The 20,713-nt window shown below is 72.5% G+C and carries 19 protein-coding genes and 1 pseudogene; 9 read left to right on the plus strand and 11 right to left on the minus strand.

Features of this window, described 5'->3' with window-relative positions; genetic code table 11:
• Positions 1-29: 29 nt before the first annotated feature.
• Positions 30-191 carry a hypothetical protein gene (locus tag AVL59_RS50870; protein WP_372450289.1) on the plus strand — a complete coding sequence of 54 codons (162 nt, stop codon included), beginning with the start codon at positions 30-32 and terminating at the stop codon, positions 189-191.
• A 42-nt stretch (positions 192-233) separates the two neighbouring features.
• Here the strand turns inward: AVL59_RS50870 and AVL59_RS26040 are convergent, their stop codons facing one another.
• From AVL59_RS26040 to AVL59_RS26050, 3 genes are all read right to left on the minus strand, one after another.
• Complete coding sequence (locus AVL59_RS26040; RefSeq protein WP_067308817.1) at positions 234-887, minus strand: maleylpyruvate isomerase N-terminal domain-containing protein; 654 nt, start codon at positions 885-887, stop codon at positions 234-236.
• 309 nt (positions 888-1,196) lie between these two features.
• Positions 1,197-2,828, minus strand: a complete 1,632-nt coding sequence (locus tag AVL59_RS26045) for a sigma-70 family RNA polymerase sigma factor (RefSeq protein ID WP_067308820.1) — start codon at positions 2,826-2,828, stop codon at positions 1,197-1,199.
• 193 nt (positions 2,829-3,021) lie between these two features.
• The gene (locus AVL59_RS26050; protein WP_067308823.1) at positions 3,022-3,822 is read right to left on the minus strand and encodes an SDR family NAD(P)-dependent oxidoreductase; all 801 of its coding nucleotides are present in this window, start codon (positions 3,820-3,822) and stop codon (positions 3,022-3,024) included.
• A gap of 87 nt (positions 3,823-3,909) precedes the next feature.
• Between AVL59_RS26050 and AVL59_RS26055 the strand changes: the two genes are divergently transcribed.
• Positions 3,910-4,761 (plus strand): helix-turn-helix transcriptional regulator, encoded by an 852-nt coding sequence (locus AVL59_RS26055; RefSeq protein WP_067308826.1) that lies wholly within the window; start codon positions 3,910-3,912, stop codon positions 4,759-4,761.
• 9 nt (positions 4,762-4,770) lie between these two features.
• Here AVL59_RS26055 and AVL59_RS26060 read toward each other — a convergent pair whose 3' ends face one another.
• Entirely contained in the window at positions 4,771-5,766 is a 996-nt protein-coding gene (locus AVL59_RS26060) for an ArsR/SmtB family transcription factor (protein ID WP_067308829.1), read from the minus strand.
• Between the two features lie 57 nt (positions 5,767-5,823).
• On the opposite strand from AVL59_RS26060, the gene AVL59_RS26065 reads away from it, so the two are divergent.
• Entirely contained in the window at positions 5,824-7,125 is a 1,302-nt protein-coding gene (locus AVL59_RS26065; RefSeq protein ID WP_079146992.1) for an MFS transporter, read from the plus strand.
• 136 nt (positions 7,126-7,261) lie between these two features.
• On the opposite strand, the gene AVL59_RS26070 is transcribed toward AVL59_RS26065, so the two are convergent.
• On the minus strand, positions 7,262-7,735 hold the full coding sequence (locus AVL59_RS26070) for a nuclear transport factor 2 family protein (RefSeq protein ID WP_067308831.1): 474 nt from the start codon (positions 7,733-7,735) through the stop codon (positions 7,262-7,264).
• 142 nt (positions 7,736-7,877) lie between these two features.
• On the opposite strand from AVL59_RS26070, the gene AVL59_RS26075 reads away from it, so the two are divergent.
• From AVL59_RS26075 to AVL59_RS26085, 3 genes are all read left to right on the plus strand, one after another.
• Entirely contained in the window at positions 7,878-8,432 is a 555-nt protein-coding gene (locus tag AVL59_RS26075) for a TetR/AcrR family transcriptional regulator (RefSeq protein WP_067308834.1), read from the plus strand.
• Positions 8,433-8,856: 424 nt separating this feature from the next.
• On the plus strand, positions 8,857-9,633 hold the full coding sequence (locus AVL59_RS26080; protein ID WP_067308837.1) for a CAP domain-containing protein: 777 nt from the start codon (positions 8,857-8,859) through the stop codon (positions 9,631-9,633).
• A 193-nt stretch (positions 9,634-9,826) separates the two neighbouring features.
• Complete coding sequence (locus AVL59_RS26085) at positions 9,827-11,938, plus strand: FUSC family protein (protein WP_067308839.1); 2,112 nt, start codon at positions 9,827-9,829, stop codon at positions 11,936-11,938.
• Here the strand turns inward: AVL59_RS26085 and glpK are convergent.
• Positions 11,919-13,430, minus strand: coding sequence for a glycerol kinase GlpK (gene glpK / locus AVL59_RS26090; RefSeq protein WP_067308842.1), 1,512 nt, complete (start codon positions 13,428-13,430; stop codon positions 11,919-11,921). The genes AVL59_RS26085 and glpK overlap by 20 nt on opposite strands.
• A 41-nt stretch (positions 13,431-13,471) precedes the next feature.
• On the minus strand, positions 13,472-14,239 hold the full coding sequence (locus tag AVL59_RS26095) for an IclR family transcriptional regulator (RefSeq protein WP_067308845.1): 768 nt from the start codon (positions 14,237-14,239) through the stop codon (positions 13,472-13,474).
• A gap of 194 nt (positions 14,240-14,433) precedes the next feature.
• On the opposite strand from AVL59_RS26095, the gene AVL59_RS26100 reads away from it, so the two are divergent.
• Entirely contained in the window at positions 14,434-14,859 is a 426-nt protein-coding gene (locus tag AVL59_RS26100) for an ATP-binding protein (protein ID WP_067308848.1), read from the plus strand.
• Positions 14,860-15,163: 304 nt separating this feature from the next.
• Here AVL59_RS26100 and AVL59_RS26105 read toward each other — a convergent pair.
• The 4 genes and pseudogenes from AVL59_RS26105 to AVL59_RS26120 all read right to left on the minus strand — a co-directional run.
• Positions 15,164-16,309 (minus strand): annotated as a pseudogene (locus AVL59_RS26105) (PP2C family protein-serine/threonine phosphatase); the annotation flags it as partial.
• A 97-nt stretch (positions 16,310-16,406) separates the two neighbouring features.
• Positions 16,407-17,165, minus strand: coding sequence for an IclR family transcriptional regulator (locus AVL59_RS26110; RefSeq protein ID WP_067308850.1), 759 nt, complete (start codon positions 17,163-17,165; stop codon positions 16,407-16,409).
• A gap of 194 nt (positions 17,166-17,359) precedes the next feature.
• A complete protein-coding gene (gene tatA / locus AVL59_RS26115; RefSeq protein ID WP_067308853.1) occupies positions 17,360-17,638 on the minus strand; it encodes a Sec-independent protein translocase subunit TatA in 279 nt (92 codons plus the stop codon).
• Positions 17,639-17,770: 132 nt separating this feature from the next.
• The gene (locus AVL59_RS26120; RefSeq protein ID WP_067308856.1) at positions 17,771-18,133 is read right to left on the minus strand and encodes an ArsR/SmtB family transcription factor; all 363 of its coding nucleotides are present in this window, start codon (positions 18,131-18,133) and stop codon (positions 17,771-17,773) included.
• Between the two features lie 252 nt (positions 18,134-18,385).
• Here AVL59_RS26120 and AVL59_RS26125 point away from each other — a divergent pair, with 252 nt between their 5' ends.
• Positions 18,386-19,579, plus strand: coding sequence for a serine/threonine-protein kinase (locus AVL59_RS26125; protein ID WP_237281671.1), 1,194 nt, complete (start codon positions 18,386-18,388; stop codon positions 19,577-19,579).
• A 123-nt stretch (positions 19,580-19,702) separates the two neighbouring features.
• The gene (locus AVL59_RS26130; RefSeq protein ID WP_237281672.1) at positions 19,703-20,398 is read left to right on the plus strand and encodes an esterase/lipase family protein; all 696 of its coding nucleotides are present in this window, start codon (positions 19,703-19,705) and stop codon (positions 20,396-20,398) included.
• The last annotated feature ends 315 nt before the right edge of the window (positions 20,399-20,713 follow it).

Here is a 20,713-nt window from a genome sequence, read left to right on the forward strand (position 1 = left end):
TCACGGACGGCGGGGACGACTCGTCTCTGATGTCGGAGAAGCCGGTCTTCCGCGGTGCCGAGAACGTGGCGCGGATGCTCGCCGCGATCCGCTCGGTGAGCAACCCCGACAAGCTCGCGCATGTGGGTCCCGTGGCGGACGCCTGGGCGATCCTGCGCGAGACGCAACAGGCTCGCCGGGGCGCGGAGTGACCGCAAAAGCCGTGTCCGGTGCGGAAGTCCAGCAGGGGCCGCTCACCCGAGGATGAGCGGAAGGCGGGTGGCGAAATCGCCCAGTGCGGCCTTCTCCGCGTCGGTCGGTGTGCGACGTCCGGTGCCGATCAACAGCGCGTCCTCGTCGGAGAACGAGGCGGGAAACGGGTGCCCGGCGATCTTCTCCAACGACGCGCGGGCCGCCGCGAGGGTCTCCGCGGGCGGCCCGGCGGCCGACGGCAGATGTGCGATCAGATCGAGGTGGTGCAGGGTCCATTCGAGCAGGTACGCGCAGAGGTAGTCGCCGGCGGTCAGCACCTCGTCGCGGGTGCTGACGCGGGCGGCGGGATCGGCGAGTTCGGCGGCACGGCCGGCGGCGGAGCCGACGTCGTCGAGATGGAACCTGAGCAGCCACGGCTCGCCGTACGCGGCGGCCAGCCGAGGGATCAGCGCGTCGAGCGGGTCGTCGCCGGTCGGGGGTCCGACGAGCTGCCAGTAGGTGACCGCGTCGACGGTCGGTTCGGTTTCGGCGGGCGTGACCAGGGTGATCAGGACGTCCTGGGCGTCGATGACCAGGTGGCACACCAGGTCCCGCACGAGCCAGCCGGTACAGCCGGACGGCCGCTCGAAGTCCTCGTCGGCGAGATCGGCGACCGCCGTGCGCAACGCCGTCCAGGAGCGTGAGAAGAGATCCACCGCGGCACGCTAACGCCGGACGGGAACGGCGGACAAGCGTGTTCGGGTGGTCGAAGTGCTGGACGGGTACGTGCGTGCCCGCCGCGTACAGGCCGGCGCCGTCGGCGGTGAAGGCCAGGGAGACGATCCCGTCACCGCCCCGACGAGGAGGACTCGGTGCGGGGCGGACCGACCGTGTATTTCTCCGAGAGCGGTGACCATACCCGCACCGGCGCCCGGATCGACGAGGCGCGCCTGTACCCGAACACGGTTCCACTGAGCCGTCGGGCCCTGGACGGGGGTGCCGGTGCGGGAGCCGTCGGCGTGGACTCAGAGCTTGGCGCCGAAGTCCTGGGTCCACCACGGGCCGCCCGAGCCTTTGTGGACGCCGACCCCGATGTCCTTGAACGAGCAGTTGAGAATGTTGGCGCGGTGGCCGGGGCTGTTCATCCAGGAGTCCATCACGGACTGCGGGGTCTGCTGGCCCATCGCGATGTTCTCCCCGTACGTGGACCAGTGATAGCCGGCGGCGGTGATGCGCTGACCCGGGTCGGCGCCGTCCGGGTTGGTGTGGTCGAAGAAGTTCCGGGCGGCCATGTCGTCGGAGTGGCCCTGCGCGGCCTTGTCCAGCTGGGCGTTCTCGGTCAGCGGGCCACAGCCGGCGGCCGCACGCTCCTTGTTCACCAGCGCCACCACCTGCGCCACGGTGCCCGCGGGGGCCGGCTGCGGCTGCGGTGCGGCGGACGCGGTCCGCGTCGGCCGGGGGGATCGTACGGGAGCGGACGCGGTCTTCTTCGCGGGGTGCGGGGTCTTCTTGGCACTCTTGGTCTTCGACGGCGACGGCGACGGCTTCGCGGAGGCGGACGGCGATGTCGCCACGGCACTGGGTGCGGAGAGGTCCACGACCGGATCGCCGGCGCTCTGTGTGGTGGTCGTGCCCTCCGTCCCGGCTCCGCCGTCCGTTCCGAAGTACCACAGGCCGCCGCCCGCGACGCAGGCCGCCACCACGGCGCCGCCGACGGCCCGGCGCCGGATGCGCTTGCGCCGCCGGGCTTCGCCCCGGGAGCCCGCCCGGCCGCGCGGAGCCGCGTGTCCGCCGGCCTGAGCCGCTTCCGCGTGGTCCGCGGACGCGTCAGGCAGGGACGCCGAACCGGCCAGGGCCATCCCGCCCGAGCCGGGCCCCATCTTCGCCAGCAGCGCCGCCGACACCGGGATCAGCGCCAGTCCGGCCAGCAGTCCCTCCGCGGGCATCAGCCCGCTCCAGAGGCCTGAACAGCGCACGCAGTCGCGGGCGTGCCGGGCTATTCGCTTGCGCCACAGCGCCGAGGGCCGGCCGTCCCAGGAGGCCAGCACGCCCCGCAGTTCCTCGCACGGCGGCTGCGCGTCGAGCGCCCGTACCACCACGCGAGCCGCCTCCAGCTGCGCCTTCATCCGCTGCACGCGGACCGCGGTGTGCTGGGGCGACAGCTCCAGGGCCGCAGCGACCTCACCCCGGGTCAGCTCGCCGGCGCACTCCAGCCACCACAGCGAGAGCAGTCCTCGGTCGTCCGGCTCCAGCCAGCGCGTCGCACTTGCCGTCTCCCTGCGCTGGCCGGACAGTTGCAGCCGCACCATGGTCAGGTCCACGAAGTCCGCGCCCGGATCCGCGAGTTCCTCGGCTTCCTCCACGGCGGCCGCCGTGAGCTGCCGGTCCTGCCAGTGCGCCCGGACCTGGTTCATCGCTATCGCCACGAGCCAGGAGCGGAAGCTCTCGGGGGTGCGCAGACCGTCCAGCGCGTCCAGGGCGCGCAGCATGGTGTCCTGCACCACGTCGTCGACGTCGACCGAGCCGTTCAACGCACGCCCCACGATGTTGTAGACGAGCGGGAGGTACGCACTGACCAGCGCGTCCTGGGCCCCGGGGTCACCCGCTCGGGCAGCGTTCACCAGTGCCACCGAATCCACCGCGTGCTGTGTGCTCATCAAAAGCTTCCCTGTCCTCGATGCCGAACGTTTCTGTCCGATACCTGGGAGACCGCTGGGCGGGCCCCGGATAACGGTTATTCGGACACTCGTTCCACGTGAGGTTCCTCGCACCGGCCCTGGGACCGCAATGGGGGAGATCACAACCGGGGGCGGGAACGGGAAGCCGGCACCGATCCGGCGGTGCCGCGGTTCAGGCCCGGGCCCCGCCGTCGACGCGCAGGACCGTACCGGTCACGTAGGAGGCGCGGTCGCTCAGGAGCCAGGCGGCGGCCTGGGCGATCTCGTCGGGGGCGGCGGTCCGGCCGAGCGGGATGCTCGCTGTCAGACGCTCCAGGAGGCCGGGCGATTCCGCCTCCCACGCACGGATCATGTCGGTCAGCGTGCCGCCGGGAGCGATCGCGTTGACACGGATGCCCTCTGGGCCGTAGGTGACGGCGGCCGACTCGGTGAGGCTGTTGACCGCCCGCTTCATCGCGCCGTAGGCGGGCAGTTCAGGGTTGGCCCGCAGGCTGCCGATGGACGAGTTGTTCACGATGGCCCCGGTTTGGGCGGTGGCGCGGATGGCGGCGACCTCGGCGACCATGGACACCCAGACGCTCTTGAGGTTCACGGTGTAGAGGTGGTCGAAGTCGGCCTCCGGCAACTCGTCCAGGGGACCGGGCCGCTGGATGGCCGCGCCGTTGTTGAAAGCGATGTCGAGCCGTCCGTACAGAGCTACGGCGCGGTCCACGGCGGCGCGCACTCCGGCCGCGTCGGCCAGATCGCACGCCACGTGGTCCGCGCTGCCGCCCGCCGCCCGGACCTCCTCGGTCACCGCCTTCAGCTCTGCCTCCGTCCGGGCCGCGAGCAGCACCCGCGCGCCCTCCCGGGCGAACAGCCGGGCCGCTGCGGCGCCGATGCCGCGACCGGCACCGGTGATGAAGGCGACCTTGCCGGCCAGCAGGCCCGGGGCGTCGGAGGCGAAGGCGTCAGTGGTGGGTGTGTTGTTCATGGCAGCGAGCCTGCGCCGGTCCGGGGAGCCGATCCAGGCACCGGCGGTACCTGGATCGGCTCGGCGGCAGCGGCGCACACTGGGAGTGTGGACAGACGAGAACTGGCGGCCTTCCTGCGCAACAGGCGCGAGCGCATCACGCCCGCCGACGTGGGACTGCCCGCCGGACCGCGCCGCCGCACCCCGGGGCTGCGCCGTGAGGAGGCGGCGCAGCTGGCGTTCATCTCGACCGAGTACTACACGCGGCTCGAACAGGCCCGTGCTCCTCGCCCGTCGCGCGAGGTGCTGGCCGGGCTGGCCCGGGCGCTGCGTCTGTCGGACGCCGAGCGCGATCACCTCCACCACCTCGCCGGCGAAGTGCCGGGACCGCCGCCCGGGCCCCCGCGCGAGGTGCGGCGGAGCATCCTCGATCTGCTGGACCGGCTGCCGCAGGCCGCGGCGTTCGTGACGTCGGCGGTGTTCGAGGTGCTCGCCTGGAACGATCTGGCGGCCGCCCTGATGGAGGACTTCTCCGCCCTGCCACGGCGCGACCGCAATCTGGTGCGCCGGGCCTTCCTCGGCCCCTGCCCCGAGGGGCGGCGGTTGTACGGGGTGTCCGACGTGGACGCGTTCGCCCGCACCTCGGCCCGGCGGCTGCGCGCCGCCGCGGCTCGCTATCCGGAGGACGCCGAGGTGGCCGGCCTGGTGCGGGAACTCCTCGCCGGCAGTGAGGAGTTCGCTCGGCTGTGGGCCTCCCATGAGGTGTCCGCCCGGCCCACCCTGTGCAAGACCTTCGAGCATCCTCTGGTCGGTCCGGTCACCGTCCACTGCGACGCCCTCGACATCAGCGACCGGGACCAGCAGGTGGTCATCTACACTGCCACGCCCGGCTCCCCCTCCGAGGAGGCGCTGCGGCTCCTGTCGGTCATCGGCACCCAGCGCATGGACGTGGCCGGCTGAGCCGGGGCGTCACCGAAAGCCCTCACGGCACAGCTCGTCGCCCAGGTCCGTCCGCCTGTAGCGGACGGTGCGGCCGCTGCGGGTGCGGCTGAGGAGGCCCGCGTCGTAGAGGACGGCCAGGTGCTGACTGACCGCGCCCGGGGTGACGTCCAGGCGGTGGGCGAGTTCGGTCGTGGAGGCCGGTTCGGCGAGGAGGCTCAGCAGGCGGGCGCGCGGGCGGCCGAGAAGCCGTATCAGGGCGCGGTCGGTGACCGGTGGCGGCGCCTCGGAGAGGGTGGCGCGGCCGCGGGCCGGATAGATGAGCATCGGCGGGCGTGACGCGTCGAGCACCGTCTGGGCGCCGCGGGCGAAGAGCGTCGGCATCAGCACCAGACCGCGGCCCGCGATACGGATGTCGGCGGACGGCCAGGGGGCCGTGTCCCCGGTACGGGTCAGCCGCAGCTGGTCGCCGGTCCACACGAGCCGCGGGTCGAGCCCGGCGAACAACGCGGCCGCCCCCTGCTCCGCCAGCACCCGTGCCTGATGGGCGAGATCGGACTCCAGGATGCTGTGCACCCGCGGCCACCAGGCGTCGCTCAGACAGGTGTGCCAGTAGGCGTCGAGAGCGTCGGCGAGCCGGGCGAGGAAGGCCACGGGGTCGTCGAGCCCGCGCATGACGACCGGCGGGAGTGCGTCCTCGGTGCGGTAGGTGGCACGGAAGTCGGCGGTGACGACCTCCGGCGGGGTGCGGCGGACCTCGTCGAGCTCGTCGGCGAAGACCGGCCGGGCGCGGGCAGGGCGCGGGCTGAGGAAATCGGGCACCCACAGCCAGGGAGCGACCAGCGCGGTGAGCAGTTCGCGGTCGAGGGTCTCCAGACGCGGGCGGATGCGGCGCAGCCACGGCCGGTGGTGCGGATACCGGGCCGGATCGTGCAGACAGCGCAGCGAGAACACCGCCTCCTGCAACGGGGAGTACGCGAAGGAAGTGGTGGCGAGGTCACCGACCGCGAAGCGGAACTCGATCATTGAGCGCCACGCTAAATCATTGTCGGACGCGAGCGGGCACCGGGTTCTCTGTCGGGCATGACCACGCCACCACTCTCGCACGCCCCCGACCAGGACGGCGGCCCCGAGCCGGACCGCGCCACCCGCGCGGGCGGGCTGCTGCCGGCCGACCCGGCGCTGCGCCTCGCCACCGTGCTGACCGCCGTCAACTCCCTCGGCAACGGGCTCTACTTCCCGCTCGGCGTCCTGTACTTCACCCGCATCGTCGGCCTCGACGCGTCCGCTGTCGGGCTCGGGCTGACGGTCGCGGGCCTGATCGGTGTGGCCGCCGGGGTGCCCGCCGGCCGGGCCGCGGACCGCTGGGGCGCCCGGCGGGTCGGGGCGCTGCTGTGGGGCGGGACGGGGATCGCCACGGCCGCGTACACGCTGGTGCACTCCTACGCCGGGTTCCTCGTCACGGTGATCTGCGCGACCGGATTGCAGATGGCGAGCCGCGGGGTGCAGGGCGCGCTGTACGCCGACGTGCTGCCGGCGGCGACGCGGGTGGAGGCGCGGGCGTACCTGCGGATGGTGACGAACGTCGGGATGGGCATGGGCGGCGCGCTGGGCGCGGTCGCGCTGCAACTGGACTCGCGGGGCGCGTACCTGACGGTGATCGTGCTGAACGCCCTGTCCTTCGCCGGTCCGGCACTGCTGGTGCCGCGGCTGCCGCTGGCCCCGCATGTCGGTGAGCGCGCGGCCCCGGACGCGGACGCCCCCGCGGCGGACCGCTGGCGAGCGGTGCGTGACCTGCCGTTCCTGGCGGTGACCGTGCTCAACGCGGTGCTGGTCGTGCAGTACACCCTCTCCGAGGTCGGGCTGCCGCTCTGGATCGTGCGGCGGACCGAGGCGCCGCGCTGGACGGCGGCCCTGCTGATGATCGTCAACTGTGTGCTGGTGGCGCTCCTTCAGGTGCGGGTCGCCCGCCGGGCCTCCCGAGTGCCGAGCGCGGTACGGGCGATGGGCTGGTCGGGGCTGCTCCTGGCGGCGGCCTGTGCGGTGTACGCCGTGTCCGCGGGTCTGCCCCCGGTGTGGGCGGTGCTGTCGCTGACCGCCGGGTCGGTGGTGCAGGTCTTCGCGGAGGTGCTGTCGGCGGCCGGCGGCTGGACCCTCGGGTACGAACTGGCCGACGTCCGCGCGCACGGCGTCTACCAGGGTGTGTTCGGCGCGGGGATGTCGGCCGGGATGATGGCGGGACCGGCCCTGGTCACGGTCACCGCGATCGCCCACGGCGCGCTGGGCTGGGCGGTTCTGGGTGTGCTGTTCGCCGCGGCCGGGCTCGCGGTGGCGCCCGCCGTGCGCTGGGCACAGCGGGACGCCTGGCGGGGCGAACCGGCCTGACGCGTCCGCCTGGTGCCCCGGGGGACGGGCCGCTCCCGGAGACGGACCGCCGGACGTTGCGCACCGCGTCGAGCGGAGCGCGCTTCGACGCGTGGGACCGGCATCCGGGGCGGGGCCGCGTCGAGCGGCCGCGTCCTCAGAAGCCGAGGTCGCTGAGGCCGGGGTGGTCGTCGGGACGACGCCCCAGCGGCCAGTGGTACGCGCGCTCGGACTCGGGGATCGGGAGCGTGTTGATGGAGGCGTGGCGGGTGTGCATCAGCCCGTGCTCGTCGAACTCCCAGTTCTCGTTGCCGTAGGAGCGGTACCAGTTCCCCGAGTCGTCGCGGTGTTCGTAAGCGAAGCGCACGGCGATGCGGTTGCCGTCGTGGGCCCACAGTTCCTTGATGAGCCGGTAGTCGAGCTCGGTGCTCCACTTGCGCGTCAGCAGCGCGACGATCTCGTTCCGGCCGGTGGCGAACTCCGTGCGGTTGCGCCAGCGGGAGTCCGGTGTGTAGGCGAGCGACACCTTGCGCGGATCACGGGTGTTCCAGGCGTCCTCGGCCAGGCGGACCTTTTCGATGGCGCTCTCGCGGGTGAACGGCGGTACCGGCGGGCGGGTGGCCTCGGTCATGTCGGCTCAACTCCTTCGTACTCGGGGCGCGCCACGGATCGGGCGAGCCTGTGCACCAGTGCGAGAACGTTCGTTCTCCCTGACGCTTGCTAGCATAGAGAACGTGCGTTCTCAAGGCAAGGACACTCCAGGCGAGGCAGAGATGACGGAGCGGGACCCGGCCCGGCAGAGAGTGCTGGACGCGGCCGACGAGCTGTTCTACAGCCGGGGCATCCAGGCGGTGGGGATGGACGCGGTGCGCAACGCCTCAGGGGTTTCCCTCAAGCGCCTTTACGCCCTGTTCCCCTCCAAGGACGCGCTCGTGCTGGAGTTCCTGCGCGAGCGTGACGCGCGGTGGATGAGGGCTCTCGCCGATCACGTCGACGCGCGGCCGACGCCGGAGGAGCGCATCATCGCGGTGTTCGACTGGCTGCACGGTTGGTTCTCCGAGCCGGACTACCGCGGGTGCGCCTTCATCAACTCCTTCGGCGAGCTGGGCGCGGTCTCGCCCCAGGTGGCCGAGCAGGCACGGCACCACAAGCAGGCATTCCACTCATATCTGACCCAACTCGTCGAGGCGTCCGGACGCCCGGCCGCGCTCGCCGGCCACCTCGCGCTCCTGGCCGAGGGCGCGATCGTCACCGCGGCACTCTTCGCCACACCCGAGCCCGCCCGGCAGGCGCGCGACGCCGCCCACCACCTGCTGCACACGCCGTGACACCAAAGCGGAGGCTTTGGTTCCGTGACATCCGTCACCCCACCTGCCGGAGTTAGGCGTGCCGGATAGTAGATGCCGCTCTCTCGACATATGGGATTTGTCCGGCTTGACGCACTCGCCGGCCGTGTAAGGCCCGCCCGCGCTCCGGACACTCGACGATTTCACCCGTTCTCGGAGACGGACAGGCCTTCTGACAAGGTGTCAGCCCCTTCGGCCGAGCGGTCCGCACCGGGCCAGCACGCTCCGCAGCCCTTGGCAAGGGCCCCGCAGGTCTACGGAGCAAGATAGTACGAAGGCGCTTTGCCCTCCCTGTGAAGCCGTTCTAACAATGACGACCCGAACAACGTCTCCGCAGCTCAGGAGCGGGGTCCGCGCAGAGTCAGCCGCACATGGGGCGCTCGGCGACTACCGGGTGAGGTCACGCATGGCAAAGCATCGTAAGAAGCAGCATTACCGGCGGATGGTCATAGCCGCAGTCACGATGGGTGCCGTGGGCATACCGTCCGTCGCCGTGGCCTGCGCCGACTGGCCGACCGACGGCGGAGGCGAGCCCGGCGGCGGACACGGTTACGCGGCCGCGCACATGCGGTACCGGGCCGACGGCGAACACCACCGGGGTCATCACCACCGGCGCCATCACCACAAGCACCACGAGACCGTCGCGCCCGCCCCGGTCACGTCGAAGACCCCGAGCGCCCCGGCGGGCCCCGCGAAGACCACCCAGCCGGCCAAGCCCAAGGCCGGCCCGTCCACCACCGCCCCCAAGGCCACCGCCTCGGCGACTCCCGCGGCGCCGAGCACTCCCAAGCCCACCGCCACGGCGTCCTCGGTCGTCGCACGCATCGTGCAGCTCGTCAACGCCGAGCGCGGCAAGGCCGGTTGCTCCGCCGTGACCCTGAACACGACCCTGACCAAGGTGGCGCAGGCGCACAGCCAGGACATGGCGGCCCACCAGAACATGTCGCACACCGGTTCCGACGGCTCCGACCCCGGCCAACGGATCACCGGCGCCGGCTACGCCTGGAGCGCCTACGGCGAGAACGTCGCCTACGGCTACTCCACCCCCGAGCAGGTCATGGCCGGCTGGATGGCCAGCCCCGGCCACCGGGCCAACATCCTCAACTGCTCGTTCAAGGAGATCGGCGTCGGTCTCGCACAACCGGGCAGCTACTGGACCCAGGACTTCGCGACGGCCCGCTAGGACGAACTCCCGAGATCGTCCGCGCTCTCCCGCGATCCCGCCCGGCGACGACGGCGACCCGAGGAGCGGTACTCACGTCCACCCGCGTGACCGCCCGGGCCGCCGTCGCGCTGCCCGTGTGCCCGTACCGGCCGACAATGGGCGTACGGCGGGGTCGACCCCCCGGGGCGGGGCCGGGGAAGGGAGCGGCCTCATGCCGGCACGGCACCTCTCCCCCGACCGTGTACGGGCCGCACGGCAGGCGGTGCGTGTGACCGTGGCGGCCACCGCGGTCTTCTACCCGGCCGTGTACGCGCTGCACCAGCCGGTCATCGCGGTCTACGCCCTGTTCACACCGATCGCCCTCGGTCTCCTGTCATCCCCGCCCGGCGGGAGCCGCCGGCGGGCCCGGGTCGTCCTGCTCGCGCTGCCGTTCGCCCTGGCCCTGACCGCCCTCGGCACGGTCCTCGCCGTGACCACCGGCGCGGCGGTGGCGGGCATGGTGGTGGTCGGCTTCGCCCTGACCTTCGGCGCGGTCTGCGGACCGGCACCGGCGGGCGTGGCCCCCGGGCTGCTGCTGTTCTACGTCCTCGCCTGCTTTCCGCCGTACGCGCCGGACGCCCTGCCGCAGCGGCTCGTCGGCGTGCTGCTGGGCACCGCACTGCTGCTCCTGTGCGAGCTCCTGCTCCTCCCGGCCCCGCCCGACCCGCCCTACAGCGAACGGATCGCCGACGCGCTGGACCTCGCGGCCACGTCGGCGGTCGTCGCCGCACACGGTCGCGGCACAGCCCCGGACCGGGCCCGGCTGCTGAGCACGACCGGACGGGGACTGCGTCTGTCCCAGCAGCCACCCGGTTCACGTCCGACCGGGGCCGGCCGGACCCACCGCGCCCTCGCCGAGGCGGGAGCGGCGACGCGCCGTCTCCTGGACCAGCTGGCCCGTACGACTCCCACGGCCAACCGTGACCTGGCCTCCGAGACACTGCTGCGGGGCATCGCGGCCGCGTGTACGAGGACGGCGGACGCCCTGCGCGGCGCGCCCGCCGTGCCGGGGCCCGAGGTGTTGGAGGAGATGGCCGCCGACTTCGTCGCCCACCGCGGGCGCTCCTCGGGCTCCCGGACGGCACCGGCGCCGGCGCTCCTCGTGCACCGGTCCACCGTCCTGGCCACGGCCGCGTCGGCGATCACCGTGCAGGCCGCGGTCGCCGTGGCGCTCGGAGGGCGGCGCACCCTGACCGGGCTCCCGCGCGAGCAGTTCTGGTACGCGCGGCCGAGCACGGTACGGCTGTGGGCGGCTCGGCTCACCGGCAATGTCACCCGCCGTTCGGTCTGCTTCCAGAACGCCGTGCGCACGGCCGTGGGTATCGGGGCGGCTCGTCTGGTGGCGGGAGCGCTGGATCTGTCGCACGGCTTCTGGGTTCTGCTGGCGGTGCTCACCCTGGGGCGTACGACCGCGGGGGCGACCTGGTCGGCGGTGCGGTCGGCGGCCGTCGGCACGCTGCTGGGGGCACTGGCGGCCGGGGTGCTCCTCTTCGAGGCGGGCGGCGCCGCCGTCGTGTCCGCGGTGGTGCTGGTGCCGGCGATGCTGCTGGCCTTCACGCTCGGGCCGATCGCCGGACCCGCCTGGGCGCAGGGCCTGTTCACACTGGTCGTCGCCTGCGCCTTCAGCCAGCTCTCACCGGTCACCTGGCGGCTGGCGGAAGCCCGCCTGCTCGATGTGCTCACGGGTTGCGCGATCGGGCTGCTGTGCGGCCTGCTGGCCTGGCCGTCCGGCGCCCGTGGCGAGGTCCGGCACAGCATGGCCGAGCTGCTGCGCGCGGCCGCGCCGCTGGTGGAGGTCACCGCGGCAGCCACGGTCGCCCCCGGCACCCCCGACGCAGCGGGGCGCCCGGCCGAGGAGGCGGTGCGGCTGACCCGGCGCCGGCTGCGCATCGCGGAGGCCGCCTACGCCCAGTACCGCACCGAGGCGGGCAGGAGTCCCGCCGACGGCGGCTCCGACTGGCTCGCCGCCCTCAACTGCGCCGGCCACGCGCTCGTCGGCGCCCATTGGCTGCCCCGGCTGAGCCCGGGACCCATGCCGCCGGACGCGCGGCACTGGGCGCGGGAGTCGGCCGGGGAGCTGGCCGACGCCTTGGTCCGCGCGGCCGACTTCCCGCCCGGCGGTGTACGGGTCCGGCGGACACCCATACCCCGGTCCGTCCTCGCCGCGGTACCCGCACCGGCCCTGCCCGCACTGGTCGATGTGGAGGTCTGGTTCAGCGGCCTCGGGGCGGATCTGGCGGAGATGAGGGGAGACAGCCGCCCGGTCAGGAGCCGGGCGGCCTGATCCACCCCAGGGACCGTTCGACGGCTCGCTGCCAGTTGTCGTACTCCGCGTCCCGACGGCCGGGGTCCATGTCGGGCAGCCACCGGGCGGCCGGATGCCAGTTGCGACGCAGGACTTCCAGGTCCGGCCAGTAGCCGGCGGCCAGTCCCGCGGCGTAGGCGGCGCCGAGGGAGACCGTCTCGGCGACCATGGGCCGTACCACCGGCACGTCCAGCACATCGGCCACGAACTGCATGAGCAGGTTGTCCGCCGTCATGCCCCCGTCCACCTTCAGCTCCTTCAGCGCCACCGAGGAGTCGGCGTTCATCGCGTCGACGACCTCGCGCGTCTGCCAGCCGGTCGCCTCCAGGACGGCCCGGGCCAGGTGCCCGCTGGTGATGTAGGAGGTGAGGCCGACGATGACCCCGCGCGCGTCACTGCGCCAGCGGGGCGCGAACAGGCCGGAGAAGGCGGGGACGATGTAGCAGCCGCCGTTGTCCTCGACCGTCCGCGCGAGGGTCTCGATCTCCGGGGCGCTGCTGATCAGTCCCAGACGGTCGCGGAACCACTGCACCAGTGAGCCGGTGACGGCTATCGACCCCTCCAGGGCGTAGGCAGGCCGCTGGTCCCCGATCTTGTAGGCGACGGTCGTGAGGAGGCCGTGCCGGGACCGTACGACATCACTGCCGGTGTTGAGCAGCAGAAAGCTGCCCGTCCCGTATGTGCACTTCGCCTCGCCCGGGGAGAAGCAGGTCTGGCCGAAGAGGGCGGCCTGCTGATCGCCGAGGGCCGCGCTGATACGCAGGCCCGGCAGAAGCGTGCGGGCCTCGCCGTAGGTCTCGGCGGAGGACCTGATCTCGGGCAGCATAGGGCGGGGCACGCCGAAGAACCCCAGCAGTTCCTCGTCCCAGGCGAGCGAGCGGATGTTCATCAGCATGGTGCGGCTGGCGTTGGTGGGGTCGGTGATGTGCAGGCCTCCGTCGACGCCCCCGGTGAGGTTCCAGATCAGCCAGGTCTCCATCGTGCCGAACAGCACCTCGCCGTGTTTGGCGCGCTCTTCCAGCCCCTTGACGTTGTCGAACAGCCAGCGGATCCGCAGTGCCGAGAAGTACGTCGAGGGCGGCAGCCCGCACCGCTCCAGGAAGAACTCCTCCCCTGGACTTCGTCTGAGGTCCTCGACGAGCGGCGCCGTGCGGGTGTCCTGCCAGACGATCGCCCTGCCCAGGGGGGCGCCCGTGCGCCGGTCCCAGAGCACTGTCGTCTCCCGCTGGTTGGCCACACCGGCGGCGGCGACCTGCTGCGCGGCGAGGTTCGCGGCGGAGAGGGACTCGGGCATGACGCGTCGCAGGTTGTGCCATATCTCGACGGCGTCGTGCTCGACCCAGCCAGGTCTGGGGAAGTGCTGCTGGTGCTCCCGCTGGGCGACCGACACCAGGCGTCCGCCGTGGTCGAACAGAATGCATCGGGTGGAGTTGGTGCCCTGATCGATGGACATGACATACCGCTCAACCATGAACGGGTCCTCCTTCCGATGGGTCGAGGGGCGGGAGGGGCCTACCAGCGAGCGGCTCCCAGGTCTCTGGAGATGGCCCTCGCGGCCTCACGGATCAGGGTGATCAGGCTCGGCCGGGGCCGGCCCTGGCTGTCGCAGATCCTCTCGACCGGGCCGGACAGCCCGATGGCACCGACGACCAGACCGCCGTGTCCGCGGATCGGCGCGGCGAGTCCGGCCTCGCCCATGCTCATCTCCTGGACCTCGGCGGCCCACCCGACCTCCCTGACCTCGGCGAGCGCCCGGGTGAGCTGCTCCTGGGTGACCAGGGTGTGCCTGGTGTACGCCTCCAGGCCCGACTCCAGGGCGGCGTCGAGAGGTGCCGTCCCGTAGGCCAGCAGCACCTTGCCGAGCGAGGAGGCGTGCAGGGGCAGCAGCGCGCCCACGTCCAGGGTCTGGAGCGTGTCGTCGGGGCGGAAGACGTGGTGCACGACGAGGACCTTGCCTTCCAGAGGGGTGCCCAGGCGTACCGCTTCCCCGCTCCGGGCGGCCAGGGCGTCGGCCCAGTTGATGGAGCGCGACCGCAGTTCGTTGACGTCGAGGTAGCTCGTGCCGAGGTGCAGGAGGGCGGCCCCGAGCTGGTATTTTCCGGTCGCCGCGTCCTGCTCGACGAAGTCCACGTGCTGGAGTGTGCGCAGGATGCCGTGGGCGGTTCCCTTCGCCAGTCCGAGCGAGGCCGCGACCTCACCGAGTCCGAGTCGGCGCGGTCCACCGGCGAGCAGACGCAGGATCGCCGCCGCCCGTTCGATGGACTGGACTGGGCCGGCCATGATGCGAGCCTATTACCGGCATGGGCGTTTTGCCCTGCGTAGAGGCGGCGCGGGGGCGACGAGGGGCAGCCGCGTTCGGTAATGCCGACCACGGTTCATTGACCGGCCTTGAATCGCTTTTTAGCGTGCTTGACAGCCCGGCAATGCGCCGAGCCCGGCGCCTGACCGGCAGCGCTCACCACCCTGGAGAGAAGATGGCGGTACAGCTGAACACGCCGCTTCGGGAGGCATACGAGGACATCTGTCCGATGCTGCCCGTCGCCGGGACCGTCTCGACCGCACGCCGACGCGCGCGGGGGCTCCTCGTCGACTGGAACGTGTGCCCGAAGATCGTCGAGGACTCGCTGCTGGTGGTGTCGGAACTGGTCACCAACGCGATCGTGCACGCCCTGCCCCCGGCGGTGCTGCGGCTGTCCTGGGTCCGCTGCGACGGGCTCGGCACCCTGCGTGTCGAGGTCACCGACGGCGGCCCCGCCCTTCCGGGGGGACACCTGGGCACGGGATGCGACCCGGACGAGCACGGTCGGGGCGAGGGGATCGTCCATGCGCTGGCCGACCGGCACGGCATCCGCATCCACGGCGGCGGGGTCACCCGCTGGGCCGACCTCGTCACCACGTGAAACGGCACGGGCTCGGCTGCCCGCACCCGGACCGGACGAGCGTGGTCCCCTGCGGGAGACTCCCCCTTCCGGGCCGATGTCAGGCCTGCTCGGACAAGGGCCGGTACACGCGCTTGCCCTTCCGTCGAGCGGCCTCCCCCGGTGTGCGGGCGAAGCCGGGGCGACCCCGGCTCCCCGCGGCCCCGGTTCCCTGACCTTCCTGCCGCCCACCGTTGCGACCCACGGCCGCGGAGCGGGAGTGCGGCAATGCGGACGCGGCTTCGCGACCGGCGTCGTACGGAGGTTCCGAAGCGGCCGGTGTGCGTGCCGCCGACTCCGACGCGGCCGGTGTGTCGGCGGTCTGCCGACGCAGCAGGAGCAGGGCCGCGTCGTCGTGCAGCCGGCCGCCCACATGCGCCAGCAGTTCGTCATGGATCCCGGTGAGCGTTCGCGCGGGCTCGTCGGTCACATGGCGCGCCACGCCTTCGGCCAGCGGGTAGAACTCACGCGCGTGGTCGCGGGCCTCGATGACCCCGTCGGTGTAGAGCAGCAGCTGGTCTCCCGCCGCGAAGGGCATCCGCTGCAGGCGGGGCTCCTCGGCCGAGAGGGAACGCAGTCCGAGGGGCGGAGCGGGATGGGTGGGCTCCAGGGCCACGACGCCTTCGGGCCCGGAGATGAGCAGCGGCGGCGCATGCCCGCAGTTGACCACCTCCAGCTCCCCCGGCCGCGGGCATCCGACGACCACGGCCGTGACGAAGTCGTCCGGTCCGAGATTGCGCGCCAGGCTGCGCTCGATGCGCTCCACGACGGCGAGGAGATCGGGCTCGTCGTAGGCGGCCTCGCGGAAGACACCGAGCACGAGCGCGGCCGTTCCCACGGCCGGCAGCCCCTTCCCGCGCACGTCGCCGACGATCAGCCTGATCCCGTGCGGGGTGGGCACCAGGGCGTACAGATCCCCGCCGATCCGGGCCTCGGCCGCCGCGGCGCTGTAGCGAACCGCCACCTGGAACGGGCCGACGGTCTCCGGGACGGGCTGGAGCACGGCGTGCTGGGCGGCCTCCGCCACCGAGCGGACGGCCGCGAGCACCCGCTCGCGCCGACCGCGCAGCGCGCTGGCCAGGGCGCTCGCCAGAGTGACGGCCAGCAGGGCCGACAGGACGGCCGCCAGCTCGCCGCCCGGAACCGAGTGCCTGCCGCCCAGCGTCACGCCGAGCACCGTGGCGAGGAGACCGACGCACAGGACGCCCCGGGGTCCGTTGGTGGTGGCGGCCAGCGCGGGACCGGCCGCCAGCAGCGGCAGCCAGACCATTCCCCCGCCGCCGACCACGTCGAAGAGCACGATCACGGCGACGATCAGCACCGGCAGCACGGGTGTCCCGGCGGCCAGCTGCGCGGCGGCGCGGCCGGTCACTCGCTGTGTGTACGGCCGCATCGGCCAGTGGCCGTCACCATGGTCTCGGGCCTGACTCATGTTCGTCCGCAGTCCTCACCTGTTCGGGGCGCCGCTCCCGGCATGTCCGATTTATCCAGGAAAGCGGCTCTGCGAGGCTGCCTCAAGGAGAGGGTTTTCAGATAGTGAGCGAGAGGCTCCTGGTCACCCGGCTCGCGCCGGCGAGCAGCCGGTCCCGGATCTCCTGGAGTCGGGCGAGCCGCTCGGCCGGCACCGAGACGCCGAGCGAGCCGAGCGTGTCCCCCCGGTACACGGGCACCGCGACGCACACCGTGCCGAGCGCGTACTCCTCGAGATCCGTGACGGCCGGGGCCAAGGGGGGAGAGTCCAGCCTGCGCAGGAGCTCCGGAAGACTGGTGATCGTCCGTGGCGTGAGGTCGGCCAGGTGGTGCCGGGAGAGGTAGTCCCGGCGTGAGTCCTCGTCCAGTTCGCGCAGCACGCTCTTGCCCAGCGCGGTGGCGTGCCCGGCGTCCTCGAAGCCCACCCAGAGGTCGACCCGGGGTGCCCGGGGGCCGTCCACGATCTCGGCGACCCTGATCTCGCCCTCCTCGTAGAACGTGAGGTAGGTGGCGGCGGCGAGCTCGTCCCGCAGCGCGGCGAGCGTCGGCCGGACCCGGCTCAGCAGCACCTGCGCACGACCCGCGGCGTGCAGCGTCTGCACCTTGTCGCCCAGGACGAAGCCGCCGTCGCCCAGCTTGCGCAGGTAGCCGTCGTGGACCAGCGTCCGCAGCAGGTGATACGCGGTGGCCAGGGGCAGCCCCGTCTCCCGTGCCAGCTGCTTGGCCGGCGCGCCGTTCTCGTGCGCGCTCACCGCCTCCAGCAGACGGAACGCCCGCTGCACCGACGTGATGAGCGTGGGGCTGTCGGGGGCACCCATACGAACAGCCTGCCCTTGGCGCCCGGCCCAGGCAAGGCAGGACCGGGCACCAGCGGAACAGGACAAGCCGCAGCTCAGGCGGTCCGGCAGCGGATCGGCGACAGACATCACCATGGGTCCTTGGCGGCAGCATTCCGAAGCGCGGACGTTTCGGGACGACAGCAGCCGCAACCTGACGGGCGACCGCCGGGACGTCAGCGGCCGGCGGCGTCCTCGGAGGCCGCCCGGGGCGAAGCCGCCTGGGGCGGGGTGGCCTCGGTGGCCTTCGGGGCCGGCCGCTCGGGCGCACCCTCGGCGGGGGCGGCGGCCTGGCGGGCGTCGCCCTCCTTCATGGCCTTCGCCTCGCTCTTGAGGATGCGCATCGACTTGCCCAGTCCGCGCGCGGCATCCGGCAGCTTCTTCGACCCGAAGACCAGGATGATGACGATCGCCACGATCAGCAGATGCCAGGGTTCCAGTCCGTTGCGAAACATCCCGCCAGCCCCTTCTGCGCGCCGGGCAGCGGTGCGCGCCCGGCGTACGGCACCCCTGCCATGATTGCCATGTTGCGCAACTGTACAACCTCGGGCGGCTCAAATCCCCGTGGCGGCAAGGCCGTAGAGGTCTCAGCGGCCGAGGCCGCGCAGTCGCCGTACGGGACCGGTGGCCCGCCGCGAGCTGCCGGCCAGCTGGCCGATCATCACCCGCACGATGGTCACGACGTCGGGGTCGTCGATGTAGTAGACGTGCCGTCTGCCCTCGCGGCGCGCGTGCACGAGCCCGCCGAGCTTCAGTTTCGCCAGATGCTGGCTGACCGCCGGCAGCGTGCCGCCCACCCGGTCGGCGAGATGCGTGACATCGCACTCGCCCTGCGACAGGGCCCACATCAGATGCAGCCGGGAGGAGGAGGCGAGCAGTCCGAACTCGGCGGCAGCGGCCGCCAGCACCTCGGCCGACGGATCCTCGAAGCCACCGGCGTTCCGCGTCACAGCGCTCTCCCGTCCCACCCTGTTCACAGCCGACGCACGTGCGCCCACCCAGTGTAGTCGTCCGGCCCGGACGATTCTGCGCACCGGGCCTCCCGGGCAGGAAGTCGTCCAGGACATACCGACCCCCGAACCGCTCGGGAGAACGGACACCCGCCACTTCGATAAGATGATCTTGAAGCGCCACAACTGCGTCCGCGTGGTCGGTCATTGGGTGGCACGGCGCGGGTTGTCGTCGAGAGTAAAGGGACGCGGGTGGGACTGCTTCTGGCGGATCGCTACCAGTTGGACGGGCTCCTGGGGCAAGGCGCCATGGGTGAGGTGTGGCGAGCCACGGACCGGACTCTGGATCGCGCGGTGGCGGTGAAGCTCCTGCGCGCCGAAGAGGCGGCGGACACCGAGCGCTTCAAGCTGGAGGCACAGACGGCCGGCCGTCTCAACCACCCTCATGTGGTGGGCGTGTACGACTTCGGCTCCCACCACGGCCGGCTCTACCTGGTCATGGAACTCATCGAGGGCTGGACCCTGGCCCAGGAACGTTCCCTGCGCGGCACCCTGCCCCCGCACGAGGCGGCGACCCTCGCGGCGCAGATGGCGGCGGGGCTGTCCGCCGCACACGCCCAGGGTGTGGTCCACCGGGACATCAAACCGGCCAACGTGATGCTGACCGCCGACCGCACCGCGAAGATCACGGATTTCGGCATCGCCCGCTTCGCCGACGACGCGGCCGGGACCCTCACGGCAACCGGGAAGGTCGTCGGCACCGCCGACTACCTGGCTCCAGAGCGGGCTCTCGGGCGCCCCGCGCAGCCGGCCTCCGACGTCTACTCGCTCGGCTGCGTGCTGTACGAACTGCTCACCGGGCGACCGCCGTTCCGCGGCGCGACCAGTCTGGCGGTCGTACAGCAGCACGTGGACGCCGCGCCCGTCCCGCCCTCGCATCTGCACGCCGGGACACCGGGCCCACTGGACGACTACGTCATCGGCATGCTGGCCAAGGACCCCGCACACCGCCCCACCGCGGAGCAGGCGGCGGCCTGGCTGGCCGGGACCCGGTACGAGGAACGGCCACAGCCCACGCCGCTCCCGCCGGCCGCGCCGCCACCGCCGGCCACCCATCGGGCCGCCGGCGGCGCACGCTCCGCTCGGTCCCGTGGGAGGAGCCGTCGCAGCCGGGCCACGCAGGTGGCGCTGGGCGGGGCCGGCGTACTGCTGTTCGCGGCGGCCGCGGCCGTCGGATCGAACCTCAACTCTTCTGACGACACGCCGCGTTCACCCGCTCCGTCCGACTCGGCGCCGGCCGGTGGGACTCCGCCGGCCAACGCGCCGTCGGCGACCGCCCCCGCCCCGCCCGCGGTGCACCGCGAGGACGCCGACGCGAACGCGCACCCCCAAGTGCGGCACGGACAGGACCGGGAGAGAGAACACGGAAGGCACGCAGAGCACTGAGCCCCGTGCCCCGGCGCCTCGGGCGGTGACGACGCGGCGGATCGAAGATGAGGGATGTTCATTTCCGTCCCGCACCCTCATCATGTGGCCACTGCGACAACTGACGCGCCGCCAGGAGGCCCCGTGGTACGCCTGCATGCCCGAGCCCTGCTGTGCACTCTCGCTCTGCTGCTCGGTTCGGCGGCGCCCGCTTCGGCGGCGGTACGTGAGCGGGCGGCGGGCACCGGGGTCACGCCGGTCATCCTCGTTCACGGCTACAACGCGGACCCCGGCGTATGGGGCTCGCTGCGGGCCGACCTGCTGGCATCCGGTTACACCGAGGACGACGTGTTCGCCTGGGGCTACGACACCAGCCGGTCCGTCAACGAGACCCTCTCCGGCCGCTTCGCCTCGTACGTCGAGCAGGTCCTGGCCCGAACCGGGGCCCGCAAGGTCGACCTCGTGGCCCACTCCTTCGGCAGCCTCGTCACCCGCTGGTACGTCAAGTACGGCGGCGGCACCGCGACCGTGGACCACTGGATGTCGCTGGGCGGCCCCAACCACGGCACCACCCTGGCCTGGGGCTGCGCCCTGTGGTCACAGGCATGCCGGGACATGACGCCCGGATCGTATGTGCAGACCCGGCTGGCCCAGGGCGACGAGACACCGGGCGCGGTGCGCTACGACACCTGGTGGTCGGACTGCGACGAGGTCGTCGACCCGGACAGCAGCGTGCACCTGGACGGGGCCGACAATCACCCGGCGGGCTGTCTGGCCCACAACGACCTGCTCACCGACGCCACGGTCTCCCGGCAGGTAAGGGCCTTACTGCGGGGCTAGGGCTCCTGCCGTCCGCTCGACACGGCGCGCGGCCGGGCCGTCCCACCTCAGACACTTTGTACCGATCCGGTCGAGGAGCCGGCGCACCGGTCGCAAGGATCGAACGGGCCCCGCGATCGCCGTCTCCCGCGCCCGTGACGCCTGTGGCGCATGTCACACCAATCCGGCATCCGTGGCGCCCGCGTTCCGGACAGTCACCGCGCATGACCGCATCGAGCAACTCCCTGCGCGCCGACCGCCGGCCTGCCGGAGTCGAACCGCGCCGGGGCACGGCGGGCGGTGTGACACTCGACGTGGCGACGACGGGCCACGGCC

The sequence above is a fragment of the Streptomyces griseochromogenes genome, assembly GCF_001542625.1.
GTDB classification, from domain to species: Bacteria; Actinomycetota; Actinomycetes; order Streptomycetales; family Streptomycetaceae; genus Streptomyces; species Streptomyces griseochromogenes.